This window comes from Streptomyces sp. NPDC093598, from assembly GCF_044764825.1.
In the GTDB taxonomy this organism is placed as follows: domain Bacteria; phylum Actinomycetota; class Actinomycetes; order Streptomycetales; family Streptomycetaceae; genus Streptomyces.
In genome coordinates this window covers 149,021-162,757 of record NZ_JBIWIV010000016.1, presented here as the reverse complement: position 1 = coordinate 162,757, position 13,737 = coordinate 149,021, and the positions used below count along the sequence as shown (strand labels likewise).

Sequence of the window (13,737 nt, the reverse complement as noted above, 5' to 3'; positions counted from 1 at the left end):
CATGAAAAAACCGGTCCGTCTGAGACGGACCGGCTGTTTCCGGTGGGCGATACTGGGTTCGAACCAGTGACCTCTTCGGTGTGAACGAAGCGCTCTCCCACTGAGCTAATCGCCCGGGAACGCACTGAACCATACAGGTCCGGGGACGCTTCCTTCAAACCGCTTGGAGGTGCCTGAGGAGTCCGCGCCGCCCGGACCGCATCATCAGCGCGTGGTTGACGCGGAAGACGGGCCGTCCCGGTACGGCAAGCCGCCGCAGCAGTGGCTTGTGCACGCTGACGACCTGGTCGTACCGCGCGACACTGCCCGTCCCGTGCGGCGTGACCGTCCAGCGCGCCCAGCCCTCGATGTCCCCGGACAACGCGGTCTCCAGCACTCCGGCCGCGCGGTCGCGCCGCACCTCCCGCGCCGTGCAGGTCATGTCGTACGGCAGGACGGAGCGGATGCGGATCACCCCGGTGGTGCCGTCGAGCCGGGTCGCCTCCCGCACCTGGCGCCACCAGTGCGGATAGTCCTCGGGGCGTGCCAGCACGTCGTACACGGTCGCGGGGGGTGCGGGCAGGGCCCACAGACTGCGGAAGCGGTAATGGTTCCAGTCCATGCCGGCAGTCTGCCCACTGGCGGCGTGGGGCTGTATGAGTACGGGCCTGAGTATCCGGACTCATGCCGTGCGAGGTGACGCGGACCACACTGCGATCCATGAACCACCTTCCGCCCCCGGCCGAGGAATTGCGGCTCCTCGACGCCGAACTGTGGCAACTGGACGCCCGGCGCGCCCAGTTGCTGGCCCGTCGCGCCTGGCTGGTCGCGGCGCTGCACCAGACGCAGCAGCAGCCGCGCGCCCAGGCATCGACACAGCCGCCGCCCACCGCACCGCCCCGCCCGGAGACGGCCGCGCCCAGCGTGCAGAACCTGCTGCTGGTCCTCGGCGGTGTCCTGCTCACCCTCGCGGCGGCGGTGTTCACCCTGGTCAGCTGGGGGCACATGGGGATCGCCGGGCGTGCGCTGGTGCTCGGCGGGGTTACAGTGGCCACGCTCGCCGCGCCCGCGGCACTGCTCAAGCGCGGGCTGCGGTCGACGGCCGAGTCCCTGGCGGGCCTCGGGCTCGCCCTGACGGTCCTCGACGCCTACGCACTGCACGCGGCGGCCGTGTCCGGGGCGGACGGCACCGGGTACGCGGCCGCCGCCTCGGCGGTGCTGGCGGCGACCTGGTCGGCGTACGGCCTGCTGCCGGCCACGGCCGCGCTGCGCCTGCCCCTGCCCTGCGCCCTGGCAGCGGCCCAGCTCCCCTTGCTGCTGTGGGCCCTGGCCACCGGTGCGGATCCGTACGTGATCACGGCCGCGCTGCTGGTGACGGCCGGGTTCGACGCGGTGTCGGTGGTGCGGTTGAAGGCCGGGCCCGTACGGATCACCGCCGTCGTGAGCGCGTACGGCATGGGCGGCTGGGGTGTCCTGGGCGCCGGCCGGCTGTGCTTGACGGCCGACGGCCCTGGTGACGCCTTGCGTGCCGGGGCACTGCTGCTTCTCGCTGCGGGGATCGCCCTGGGTGCGGCCTGGTGGGGGCCGGGCACGCGGCACGCCCTCGGCCTCGCGCTCACGTCCGGGCTGCTCGTGGTGGCCGCGCTCGGCGGGGTGGCCCGTTCCGGGGTGCCGTCGCACTGGGCGGTTCCGGCTCATCTGGTCGTGGCCATCGCCCTGTTGGCGGCGGTACGGGTCGAACGGCTGCCGGACGCGATGCGGCTGGGCTTCGCCTGGGCCTCCGGTGCCGTACAGGCGCTGTCCGTGCTGTGGACGCTGCCCGTCGTCGCCGTGGTGCTGCTGGGGCCGGCCGGCCGGCTGCACCGGGTGTGGAGCGGTGCTCCTTCCGACGCCCGTGCGGCGGTGGCCGTGGAGGTGCCCTGGCCGCCGTACGCGGCAATGGCTCCCCTGGTGCTGGTGGCTGTCGCCGCCGTTCTCGCCCTGGGGGTCCGCGCGCAGGAGTGGCGTGGGCGTGCCCGGCTGGGTTCCGTGGGTCTGCTCTGGGCCACGGCTGCGATGCTCCCGGCGGTCCTCGAGGTCCCGTACCTCGCGGGGATGCTGGTTCTGGGCGTCATGACGGCGGTCGCGCTGTACGCGTGCCGGATCACGGCGTCGGCCGCGCGGGTCACGGCCCTCGTCCTCGCTCTGGTCACGGCCGCCGGCCTCACCCTGGTCTCCCTCGCGTCCCAGTCGGCGACCCTCGTCGCGCTGTCCGCGCTCACGGTGCTGTTCGCAGCGGCCTCGTGGCGGACGGGCGTCGCCCCCTTCACTGCTCCGGCGGCTCTCGTGTACGCCGCCGCGCTGGCCTCGGCGTCCGGTGCCGCCGCGGACTGGCCACCGGCCCGAACCGCCTTGATGGTGCTGGTGGTTGCCGCTGCCGCCGCGCTGCTGGCGGCGCGAGCGGACAGTCCGCGGACGACAGTGTCCGTCGAGGCCGTGGGAGCCGCCCTCGGTCTGTTCGCCGTGGCTCTCGCCGTCACCGACCCGCCGGTGCTCGCCCTGGTGCTGGCCCTGTGCGGGGTGATCGCCGCGGGCACGGCCCTGCGTGCCGAGCGCCGTCCCGTGGGCTACGCGGCCACGGCCCTGTTCGTGCTGGCCGCCTGGGTCCGTCTGGCCGCCTGGGACGTCGGCACACCCGAGGCGTACACGCTCCCGGTGACCGTCCCGGGGCTGCTCGTCGGAGCCCTGCGCCGGCGCCGCGATCCGCAGGCGTCGTCCTGGACGGCGTACGGCCCCGGACTCGCCGCCACGCTGCTGCCGAGCCTGGTCGCCGCCTGGGCCGATCCGCACTGGACGCGGCCCCTCCTGCTCGGCGGCGCGGCGCTGCTGGTCACCCTGCTCGGTGCCCGGCACCGCCTCCAGGCGCCGCTGGTGCTCGGCGGCTCGGTGCTGGCCCTGGTCACCCTGCACGAACTCGCCCCGTACGTGGTGCAGGTGACGGGGGCACTCCCCCGCTGGGCCCCTCCCGCCCTCGCCGGACTCCTGCTGCTCGCACTCGGGGCGACGTACGAGCACCGCATCCGGGACGTCCGGCGGGTGCGGGAGGTTCTGGGGAGGATGCACTAGATGTCAAGGCCGTCTCGACGGCGGACAACGCCCGTGATGTCATACGTTCTCCGGTCGGCCGCTGCGAGGGGCACGGTCGGGCCGGGGACCGGGGAGGCATCATGACGGACCTGGGGGGATCGTCGGGCCGGGGCACGGGCGCCGAGGGCCAGGGGACACTGGAGCGCCTGCTCTCGGTGGTGGGGGTGGGAGCCGTGGAGCTGCACACGGCCCCGGAGGGACTGCGGACGAGCGTCACCGGTGTCCATGTGCTGGACGCCCTGGAACCCGTGATCAGGCCGCGGGAGTTACTGCTCGCGGTCGGCGTCGACCCGCGCTCGGCACACGCGGTCGACGTGGTGCGCCGGGCCGGTGAGGCCGGTGCGGCGGGTGTGGTGTTCGGCCCGGGGCGGCCGGAGCCCGCCGCGCGGGCGTTGCAGGCAGCCGCGGAGGAGAGCGGCACGGCGGTGCTCTTCCGTACCGCCTGGTGCACGTGGGCACAGCTCGTGGGGGTGCTGAGGGCGGGGCTGGCCGCGGCGGGTGTGCCCCCGATGCCCGCCACCAGCGGCGTGCGCCTGGGCGATCTGGACTCACTGGCCGATGCGGTGGCCGCCCTGGTGGGAGGCTCGGTGACGATCGAGGACACGGAGTCGCGGGTGCTGGCGTACTCCTCCACCGAGGAGAACGTGGACGAGATGCGCCGGCTGACCATCCTCGGCCGTCGTGTGCCGCCCTGGCGGGTGGCGGCCATGCGGGAGGCGGGGTTCTTCCAGGCGCTGTGGGGTGCGGACGATGTGCTGCACCGGCCCGCCCACGGACAGGATCCGGAGCGTCTGGTCGGCGCTGTGCGGGCGGGCGGAGAGGCGCTGGGGTCCATCTGGGTGGCGGCGGTGGCCGGCCGCCCGCTGTCGCCGAACGCCGCGGAGACGCTGCGCGCGGCGGCCCGGGCCGCCGCCGCCCACCTGCTGCATCACCGCACCCACAGCTCGGACAGCCGTCTGGTGGAGGATGCGGCCCGGGCGCTGCTGGAGGACCGAGGATCCGTCGAGGTGCTCGCGGAGCGGGCCTCGCTGCCGCCGCGGGAGCCTTGTGCCGTACTGGCCGTGGGAACGGGGGCGGGCCGCCACGGGGACGACGACCCGTCCGGGCTGTACGGCCTGCTGACCTTGCACTGCGCGGCCCTGGGCCACCGAGTCGTGGTGGTCCCGGCGGGCGGCAGGACCTTGGTGCTGCTGAGCGGGCTGGAGCGCGACCCGGGGCGGGCCGACGGCCAGGTGAGGCGGCTCGGCACTGCACTGGCCGAGCAGCTGTCGGCGACGATCGGCTCGGCCGTGAAGGTGGGGCTCGGCGACGTGGTCCCCGGCCTGGCACAGGCGCCCGCATCACGCCGGTCGGCCGAGCGGACCCTGCAGGCGCTCATCGCGGCCACCGGGCCGCACACCGTCGCGCGGAGCGAGGACGTCGCCGACACCGTGGGCATCCTTCAGGTCGTCGACGCCCTGCGCGAGGTGGCGCTGCCCCCGCGGACCTCGGTGGCCCGGCTGAGGGAGTTCGACGCCGATCACGGCGGCAGTTGCCTGGTGGAGACCCTGCGCGCCTACCTCGACCACTTCGGTGACGTGTCCGCCGCTTCGCGGGCGCTGGGCGTGCATTCCAACAGCCTGCGCTACCGGTTGCGCCGGATCACGCAGGTGTCGGGGCTGGACCTGGAGAGTCCTGACGCCCGGCTGCTCGCCCAGGTCCAGTTGCGTCTGGGGGAAGACGCCGACGGCGCACGCCCCTGAGCGACCGGCACCGAGGCGCGACCGGGCGCCGTGCCGTCCGCCGTTCGGCCGGGGCCACCATCGAGGGTCCTCCCTTTTGTCGTTCCGCACAACGCGTGAGCCCGGAAGAGGAGTTGTTGCGTCCCGACGCCGTGGGTGAGGCCGGCGTCTTTGACGACTCGACGAAGACGCCCTACCGGTGCGGACAGCAGCCTGGTGTTCCACCCCGGGGCGGTCCCGGGCGCCGCGCTCACGACACCGGAAGGCTCGACCATGACCGGACTGACCCCCGCCGCCGAGCGGCGCGAACTGATCCTCCAGGAAGCGGTGCGGCAGGGACTGCTGGACGCCGGGCGGTCCCAGCTGGCCGCCTTCGTCGACCTCGACGGCGTCGCAGCGACCGTCGCGTCCCTGCACCGCGCCTTCCCCTCTTCGCCGCGTGTGCTGCACGCGTTCGCCGCCAAGGCGAACTGTCTGGTGCCGGTGCTGGCGGAGCTGCGGCGGCTCGGCATGGGCTGCGAGGTGGCCACCGCGGGTGAGCTGGCCCGCTCGCTGGCAGCCGGATTCGCACCGGACCGGATCGTCTTCGACTCCCCGGCCAAGACGGAGGCCGAACTGCGGCACGCCCTCGACCTCGGTGTGGCCGTCAACGCGGACAACTACCAGGAACTGGCGAGGATCGACCGGGCACTGGGCGACCGCGTCCCGGTCTCACGGATCGGGGTGCGCGTCAACTCCCAGCTCGGCGGCGGCAGCATCGCCGCGATGAGCACGGCGACGAGCACCTCGAAGTTCGGCGTCCCCCTGGCGGACCCGGGAAGCCGGCAGCGTCTGCTGCGCGCCTACCACGACCACCCGTGGCTGACCTGGGTGCACACGCATGCCGGTTCGCAGGGCTGCCCGCTCGACCTCATGGCCGGCGGGGTCGCGCAGGCCGTGGCGTTCGCCGAGGAGGTCAACGCCTCGCTCGGACGGCGCCAGGTCGTCGGCATCGACATCGGCGGCGGACTGCCCGTCAACTTCGCCGACGACGAGACCACGCCGACCTTCGACACGTACGTCCGGCAGCTGCGCGCCCAGGCACCCGCGTTGTTCTCCGGCGCGTACGAGATCGTCACCGAGTTCGGGCGTTCCGTCCTCGCCAAGAACGGGTTCACCGCCGCGTACGTCGAGTACACGAAGAACATGGGCGGCCGGCCGATCGCGGTCACCCACGCGGGTGTGCAGGTGGCCACCCGGACGGTGTTCAACCCCGACGCCTGGCCGCTGCGGATCGAGGCGCACGACGCAAGCGGCAGGGCCAAGCGGGGCGGACCGGTCCGCCAGGACATCGCGGGACCCGCCTGCTTCGCCGGGGACCTGCTGGCACGTGACCGAGCGCTGCCGCTCCTGGAACCCGGCGACCTCATCACCGTCCCGGACACTGGCGCCTACTACTTCTCGACGCCCTTCCACTACAACAGCCTGCCCGAACCCGCCGTGCACGGGGTCCGGACGAGCGGTGACGGCGGCGGTGTCCGCTTCGAACTCCTGCGTCCCGCACAGGATCCGTGGGACGTGCCGGGCCTGGACGGCCACGGCGTCCCCGGGCGACAGCGGGAGTACGCACCCGTTCACGGCGTCGGGTAAGGGGCACCGAGGTGGCACAGGCCAACCGTCGGCGGCCCGGCGGGGACGGACCGCTCCTCAGTCAGCGCACCGCGATCGTCTTCCTGCTGGCAGCCCTGGTGGGCATCGGTGCCACTGTTCTGGCGGCGCTGGCCGGCAACGTGTGGCCCGTCGCCGTGAGCGTCGGAGGCGGGGTGGTGGCCCCGGCCGTCCTGTTCTTCAACCAGATCATCGACTAGGACGAGCGAGCGGTTCCCTCGGCGTCGCCACGGGAACCGCTCGTTCGGCTTCCCGCTACGGCATCTTGTCGCCGAGCAGCGCCAGGTTCTCGATGGCGGCGAGGCCGTACAGCGCGGTGTCGTTCGTGGACACCCAGGTGGCCTCGCTGCCCGGCACCAGCGCGACCGGGCCGCTCAGCTTCTCCGTCTTCCAGGGAGCGGACTCCTTGTAGCCGTCGGAGTTGTAGAACTTCTCCCACGCCCGCTTGGCAAGCTTCTCGTCACCGGTCTTCACAGCCGCGTACGCGTCGAGGCGCGAGTGGCCCTGGAAGAGCAGCAGGTTGCCGAAGTTGGAGCCGTAGCGTGCCGCCTGTTCGGCCTTGGTGGCGTTGAAGTAGCGGCAGTAGTCGAAGTACGCCTCGTTGAACTTCGGCATGTCGACGAGGTCGATGAGCTCGGCGCACAGCTCGTTGAGGCCGAAGACGGCCGACAGGTGCGAGACCTCCACCTTGGGGGCCCCGGCGACGGCGAACTTGCCCGTGTCCAGGTCGTACAGGCCGCTGCCCTGGACGAAACCGTTGGGCTGGGCGGCGATGGTCTCCATCGTCGACAGCACGCGGGCCTTGGCCTTCTCCCACTTGGGGCCCTTGCGCTCCCACTCCGTCAGCCAGGCCGACACCAGGCCGCTCCAGTCCGTGCCGAAGCCGATCGACAGGGCGTGCCGGTCGGGGGTGTACGGCTCGGTGCGGATCTTGCGCAGCGGGTCGAGGGCGAGGAACGTCTCGTCGGAGTCGACGTTGGCGTGCATGAGGTCGCCGACGCGTTCGTCCGCCGTGAGGAAGTAGTAGTAGCGCCGGTAGGTGGTGTTGGCGATGCGCTGCTGTTTGGCGCTGTCGGCGAAGTGCTGTACACCGTGCCGGGTGCCGAGGCCCGCCCATTTGCCCAGGTGGTAGACGTCGACCTCGCCGGTGTGCCGGGTCATGGCCTCGGCGAAGCGGAAGATGTCGGCGCGGCCGGAGCGCAGGTAGGCGAACCAGAGCCACAGGTCCGGCGACAGCTCGGAGTTGTCCCAGGCGTAGCCGCCGATGTCGTACCGCCACTGATGCCGGAACGTGTCGTAGGTGTGCATGATGTCGCCGTAGTCCCAGAAGCCGTACCAGCGGCGCTGCTCCACCTGGTCCTTGTAGTAGGTGAAGAGGAAGTCGAGGTGGTCCTCGATCTTGGCCTTGGCGGGGGTGGAGCGGTCGGGCTCGGAGTACAGGCCCGGTCCGAAGACCTTGGCCTTGATGAGCTGCCTGGGCGGGGCGGCCAGCTGCGGCAGCACACGGACGGCCTCGACCTGCTCGGCGAGCCGGTCCGGGCTCGGCGTCGACTCGTTGGCCCAGAAGAGGAGTTCGGAGGTGCGGGCGATGCCGTACGGGGTGCCGAACTCCGGCTCGTAGTCCTCGTACGTGATGTTGAGGCCTTCGATCTGCTCCGGGTAGGTGTCCTGGCCCATGCCGTCGTGGTAGAAGCGCATGTCCATGGGCTGCGCCTCGGGCGACCAGAGCCACAGGGTGACCTCGGCCTCGTCGGTGTGGGCGTCCCGGATGTCGAGCTGGGCGGGGAACTTCTCCCAGAAGTCGCGCAGCCCGAAGGAGAACCCGCCGCTCGCGCCGCCGACGTAGCCGAAGCCGGAGGCGCGCCGGCCACCGCCCGCGGCGACCCAGCCGTGGCCCTTCTTGGTGCGCTTGCGCAGTGTGAAGCCGTCGGCGGAGAGCTGGGAGAGGGTGTAGTCGCCCCACTCGGGGATGTACTGCAGCCGGGTCGTCACCCGCTGGTCCCAGGTGGCGGGGTCGGGCAGCTTCTTGCCCTCGAACTGGGCCGCCTGCACGGCCGCGCCCGGGTCCCGGCGCAGTCCGGTGATGCCCTTGACGGCCTCGCGCAGCAGTCCGGTGCCGTCGCCGCCGATGCGGATGTGGCGGTCGTACGACTCGTCCCGCATCGGCACGGTGAAGCGGACGCCGAGGCCGCGGATGAAGTCACCACTGGCCTTGCCCGGCTCCTGCTTGCCGTCGTAGGTGATGGTGTGCACCATGCGGAAGGAGTCGGCGCCCGCGTAGAAGTAGAGCCTGACGGAGAACGGCAGCCAGCTGCGGCCGCCCTTGCGGTGCTTGCCGTCGATGCGGACGACCGCGCGCACCGGGCCCGCCTGCTCGACCTCGACCTTGGAGAGCACGCCGTCGAAGCGCTCGGTCTTGACCGCGCCCTGGTCCTCGTCCTCGATCTCGGGCTGCCGGATCAGCACGAGCCGTCCGTTCTTAGCGATCTCCGTGGAGCCCCGGGTGACGGATTTGACGATCGTGGAGCCGGACGTGCCGATCTTCGCGGTGATGACGCCGGTCGAGATGTCGATGGTGCCGCCGCGCTTGCCGACGGTGACCTTCTTCTCGGGTGCGGCGGGCGTCCCGGCGGCGAGGGTGAGCTTGCCGTCGCCCCCGGCGACCGCGTGTGCGGTCCACTTGAGGGATCCGTCGGGCCAGTAGGCGATCGGCCAGGACTGCACGGGGACGGCCTTGCCGCCGGCGTCCGTCAGCGCGAACGTCTGGTCCTTCTGGTACGCGCCCTTGGGCCAGGGCACGCCGACGGTGGAGCCGGGTGCGGCGCCGAGGCCGCCGTCCTCCAGCCAGTCCAGGGTCACCGGGTCGGCGTCGGCGGGTTCGGCTCTGGGCGCGGCCTGGGCGTCCTGGGCTCCCAGCGCCCAGCTGAACTGGGCGGCGGCTCCGGTGACGGCGGCCGCCTTGAGGAGAGACCTGCGGGGGATGGGAGACATGGCGATGCTGCCTTTCCTTGTCCGTGCGGGAAGCGAATCCGTGCGCTGGTCAGGGGCATGACAGGAAGAGATGCGGCGCCGAGCGCCGACCTGGAAGGGGGGCACCGCCGTTCAGCGGTGCCGGTACCGCTCCTCCACGGCGACGGCCGCCGCCGCGACGGCCCCGAGGACGGGGGCCGCCAGCGGCGCGGAGAACCAGGCGGACACGGCCACCACGGCCAGCCCGCCGATGATGAGGAAGGACCCGGCGGGATCGAGTACGGTGCGCCGCGCGGCCTCGGCCAGCAGCGTCCGCCAGCGGGCACCCGGCGCCCAGACCGCCGCGGCGCGCAGTCCCGCGACGACGAGCCCGATCAGCGCGACGACACCGAAGGCCCCGACGAGCGGCCCGCCGGGAATCCCCGCCCGGGCCGCCTGCACGTCCACCCAGACCGCGCCCACGGCCGCCCACCCGGCGAGCCCGGCGAGCCACCCGCCGCGCAGGGCCGTACGGAAGTCCGCGACGAACTCCCTCCAGCCGCCGCCCGCGTGGGCGGTGCGGCGCCGCAGATGCCGCGCCCCGGCGGCGAACGCGGCGAGGTAGGTCACGACTCCCAGTGAGGCCACCGCGATCCACACACCGGTCAGCAGACACTCGGCGAACACCGCGAACCGCTCTGCAAGCGCCGACTCGCCTCGTGCCTTCACCGATGTCCCGGCCATGCCCGCCTCAGCCCTTCAGACCCGACGTGGCCATGCCGTCGATCAGATAGCGCTGGAAGGCGAGGAAGAAGGCGAGCACCGGCAGCAGCGCGACCAGCGACATCGCGATCATGCCGCCGTAGTTGGCCAGCCCTTCCTGGTCGACGAACATCTTCAGGCCCAGCGAGACCGTGTACTTGTCGGGCTCGTTGAGGTAGATCAGCGGGCCCATGAAGTCGTTCCAGGAGTTGATGAAGGTGAAGATCGCACTGGTGATCAGGGCCGGCCGGCTCAGCGGCAGCACGATCGACCAGTAGATCCGGAAGTGCCCGCAGCCGTCGAGACGGGCCGCCTCGTCCAGTTCCCTGGGCATGTTGCGCATGAACTGCACCATCAGGAAGACGAAGAACGCCTCGGTGGCCAGGTACTTGCCGAGCAGCAGCGGTGTGTAGGTGTTGATCATCTCCATGTTGCGGAACAGCACGTACTGGGGGATCAGCAGCACGTGGTACGGCAGCAGGAGCGTGCCGATCATCAGCGTGAAGAGCAGATTGCGGCCCGCGAACCTGATCTTCGCGAAGGCGTAGGCCGTCAGCGAGCAGGAGATCAGGATCCCGATCACGGAACCGACCGCGAGGAACAGCGAGTTGAAGAAGAACGTGGAGATCGAGATGTCGGCGATGCCGTCGGCGAGGCTCTTGTAGTTGCCGATGATCGGGTCGCCCGGGAAGAGGTCCAGGCTGCCGACGATGTCCTCGCTCTTCTTGAAGGACCCGCCGAGGACCCAGATCACGGGGTACAGGATCACCGCGAGGATCAGCAGGGAGCCGATGTGCCAGGCCAGGGAGCCGGGCAGCTTGTGACGGAGCGCCCCGGATCCGGACGGCTTGGTGCCGGTGGCCGATGGGGGTGCCCCCCGATCGAGCGGGGTCGAGAGATCGGGGGAGCTCATCGGGCGCCCTCCTCGTAGTGCACCCAGCGCTTCTGGGACCAGAACAGCACCGCCGTCACCAGGGCGACCGCGACCAGCAGGAGCCAGGCCATCGCGGAGGCCAGACCCATGCGGCTGTTCTCGAAGCCCTGGACGTAGAGGTAGCAGGTGTAGACCATCGAGCCGTCGGCCGGACCGCAGGCGTTGCTCCCCGCGCCACCGCCGACGATGTACGCCGAGCTGAAGATCTGGAAGGAGTGGATCGTCTCCAGCAGGACGTTGAAGAAGAGCACCGGCGAGATCATCGGCAGGGTGATGTTCCAGAACCGGCGGAACGTTCCCGCCCCGTCGACCTCGGCCGCCTCGTACAGCTCGCGCGGGACCTGCTTGAGGCCGGCCAGGAAGATGACCATGGGGGCGCCGAACTGCCACACGGTGAGCGCCACCAGGCTGTAGATGATCATGTCCGGGTCGCCGGTCCAGCCGCCGACGTCGATGCCGAAGATCTTTTGGGTACGGTCGACGATCGCGTCGTCCGAGAAGATCGCCTTCCAGACGATCGCGACGGAGACGCTCGCGCCGATCAGCGACGGCGCGTAGAAGGCGGCCCGGTAGAAGGCCTGCCCCCGCCGGCTCTGGGCGAGCAGCAGCGCCACGCCGAGGGCCGCGAGCAGCTTGAGCGGTGTGCCGACGACGACGTACCAGAGCGTCACCTGGACCGAGTGGCGCCAGCGCGGATCGCCGAACATCTCCGAGAAGTTGTCCAGGCCGATCCACTTGGGCGCGTCGAACAGGTTGTAGTCGGTGAAGGCGAAGTAGAGCGAGGCGACCATCGGGCCCGCCGTGAGCAGCAGGAACCCGGCGATCCACGGGGACATGAAGAGAAAGCCGGCCAGGTTCTCCCGGCGCCGCCGCCGCTTGAGGGCGGCGGGGCGCGCGGGCTTCACCGGACCGTGCCGCGGCTCGGAGCCCTTGTCCTCGGACAGGCCCTCCATCGCAGGGGCGTGTGTCACGGTGGTTCCCATCAGGTGCCGAGAGCCGTCTTCGACTCGGTGAAGAACTGCTTGACGGCCTCGTCCACCGACCTCTTGCCCAGGCCCATCTCCTCGGCGATGCGCAGGAACGCCGACTCGCAGATGTCCGCGCCGTTCGGGTGCGGGGTGATGGGCTCGAGGACGCCGGCCTTGACGATGGACTGCTCGTAGGCGGCTATCGCCTGGTTGACCGGGTCGGTCGGCTTGTACGCGTCGAACTGGGCCTGCGTCGCGGGCACGCCCCGGTCGTAGCCCATGATCTTGGCGACCTCGGGGTCGTGCACCATGAAGTCGATGAACTGGGCGACTTCCTTCGGGTGCTGGGTGCGCTTGGAGGCGCTCAGCATGAGGGAGCCGAGGTACTGGCCGGTCTTCTTGCCGTCCGTCGTCGGGATGGGAGCCAGGCCGTACTCGCTCTTGCCCTCGGAGGTGTAGCGGACGGTGAAGTTGTCCCAGGTGAACTCGCTGCCCGAGAGCTCCGCGGCGAGCGCGGACTTGGGCTTGATCTGGGCGACCTTCTTCGGGTCGGAGTAGATGCCCTCCTCGACGCCCTTCCTGGCCTTCGTCCACCAGTCCGTCAGATCGGCCTCGGTGAAGCCGAGCCCGTCCTCGGTGAAGAACGCCTTGCCGTTCTGGCGCAGGTACAGGTCGTAGAGGTACATCGTGCCGTACATGCCGCTGTCGCCGGCACGACCGGTCTTGTCCCGGATCTTCTTCATGCCCGCTTCGAAGTCGTCCCACGTCCAGCCCTGCTCCGGCTTCACGCCGGCGCGGGCGTAGACGGGCTTGTCGATGACGAGGGCCATCGAGTTGGAACCGACCGGAACGCCGAGGAGCTTGCCGTCGATCTCGCCGAACTTCTCCAGGCCCGCCCGGAATCCCTCCATCCGGAGGTTGCCGGCCTTGGCCTGCTCGCTGAGATCGAGCAGCACGTTCTTCGCGTCGTATTTCCGGAGGAAGCCGATCGCATTCTGGAACACGTCCGGCGGATTCCCGCCGGAGGCCTGGGTGTTGAACTTCTTCCAGAAGTCGAGATAAGGCTGGAAGTCCGTTTTCACCTTGATCTTCGGGTACTTCTTCTCGAAGAGCGCGATGGTCTTGTTGATTCTCTGAGCGCGGTCCTCCGCACCCCACCACGCGTAACGGATCGTCACCGTCCCGTCCGAGGAGGTCCCTCCGTCGCCGCCGCACCCGGTCGTCGCGGCCAGCCCCAGCGTGGCTGCCGTAGCCCCGGCCGCCTTGAGGATCGTACGTCTCTCAACATTCCTGCCGTTCACCACGACTTGGACCTCCCCGCACGTCGTCCCGCTCGCATGAATCGTTTCAAGTAAGCGCTTGCTGGCACAAGTTACGGAGGGGCTGAGGGTGCGTCAATGATTCGGACAAGATTTTCTTACCGAGAAGGCAGGCAACGGCGCGGACCGAGGAGGCAGGGCTGGGGGTGGGGTCGGGCGACGTCGCTGGTGACGGCGGTGCGGCCGAAGCGCCGAACGCCGAGGGGCCGTTCGGGCGGGTTTCCGGCGCGACCGAAAGACGACGGTGGAGTGGAGGGAGGGGCTGCATGGGGGTGGGGGTTGGTCTTGGCCATGTGGCGTCGGGGTGGGGTGGTGGGTCGTGGGGGTGACGG

10 protein-coding genes and 1 tRNA gene are annotated in these 13,737 nt (G+C 70.9%); 4 read left to right on the top strand and 7 right to left on the bottom strand.

Annotation, left to right across the window (positions count from 1 at the left end):
- Positions 1-43: 43 nt before the first annotated feature.
- Both ACIRDU_RS32665 and ACIRDU_RS32660 read right to left on the bottom strand, forming a co-directional pair.
- A tRNA-Val gene (locus ACIRDU_RS32665) sits at positions 44-115 on the bottom strand.
- A 39-nt stretch (positions 116-154) separates the two neighbouring features.
- Positions 155-601, bottom strand: a complete 447-nt coding sequence (locus ACIRDU_RS32660) for an SRPBCC family protein (protein WP_403586301.1) — start codon at positions 599-601, stop codon at positions 155-157.
- 62 nt (positions 602-663) lie between these two features.
- Here ACIRDU_RS32660 and ACIRDU_RS32655 point away from each other — a divergent pair, with 62 nt between their 5' ends.
- The 4 genes from ACIRDU_RS32655 to ACIRDU_RS32640 all read left to right on the top strand — a co-directional run bounded on the left by ACIRDU_RS32655 (position 664) and on the right by ACIRDU_RS32640 (position 6,673).
- Entirely contained in the window at positions 664-3,084 is a 2,421-nt protein-coding gene (locus ACIRDU_RS32655; protein WP_403586298.1) for an SCO7613 C-terminal domain-containing membrane protein, read from the top strand.
- A gap of 101 nt (positions 3,085-3,185) precedes the next feature.
- On the top strand, positions 3,186-4,847 hold the full coding sequence (locus ACIRDU_RS32650) for a helix-turn-helix domain-containing protein (protein ID WP_403586296.1): 1,662 nt from the start codon (positions 3,186-3,188) through the stop codon (positions 4,845-4,847).
- A 252-nt stretch (positions 4,848-5,099) separates the two neighbouring features.
- A complete protein-coding gene (locus tag ACIRDU_RS32645) occupies positions 5,100-6,455 on the top strand; it encodes a diaminopimelate decarboxylase (RefSeq protein ID WP_403586293.1) in 1,356 nt (451 codons plus the stop codon).
- 11 nt (positions 6,456-6,466) lie between these two features.
- A complete protein-coding gene (locus ACIRDU_RS32640; protein ID WP_391299414.1) occupies positions 6,467-6,673 on the top strand; it encodes a hypothetical protein in 207 nt (68 codons plus the stop codon).
- 55 nt (positions 6,674-6,728) lie between these two features.
- Here the strand turns inward: ACIRDU_RS32640 and ACIRDU_RS32635 are convergent, their stop codons facing one another.
- The 5 genes from ACIRDU_RS32635 to ACIRDU_RS32615 form a co-directional block, all read right to left on the bottom strand.
- Entirely contained in the window at positions 6,729-9,464 is a 2,736-nt protein-coding gene (locus ACIRDU_RS32635) for a Tat pathway signal sequence domain protein (protein WP_403586290.1), read from the bottom strand.
- 111 nt (positions 9,465-9,575) lie between these two features.
- Positions 9,576-10,166, bottom strand: coding sequence for a hypothetical protein (locus tag ACIRDU_RS32630; RefSeq protein ID WP_403586287.1), 591 nt, complete (start codon positions 10,164-10,166; stop codon positions 9,576-9,578).
- Between the two features lie 7 nt (positions 10,167-10,173).
- Positions 10,174-11,097: a carbohydrate ABC transporter permease gene (locus ACIRDU_RS32625; RefSeq protein WP_403586285.1), complete on the bottom strand. Its 924-nt coding sequence runs from the start codon at positions 11,095-11,097 to the stop codon at positions 10,174-10,176.
- Positions 11,094-12,101, bottom strand: coding sequence for a carbohydrate ABC transporter permease (locus tag ACIRDU_RS32620; RefSeq protein ID WP_403586282.1), 1,008 nt, complete (start codon positions 12,099-12,101; stop codon positions 11,094-11,096). The genes ACIRDU_RS32625 and ACIRDU_RS32620 overlap by 4 nt, the downstream gene beginning before the upstream one ends.
- Positions 12,101-13,390 (bottom strand): ABC transporter substrate-binding protein, encoded by a 1,290-nt coding sequence (locus ACIRDU_RS32615; protein ID WP_403586280.1) that lies wholly within the window; start codon positions 13,388-13,390, stop codon positions 12,101-12,103. Before ACIRDU_RS32615 ends, ACIRDU_RS32620 begins: the two co-directional genes overlap by 1 nt.
- Between the last annotated feature and the right edge of the window lie 347 nt (positions 13,391-13,737).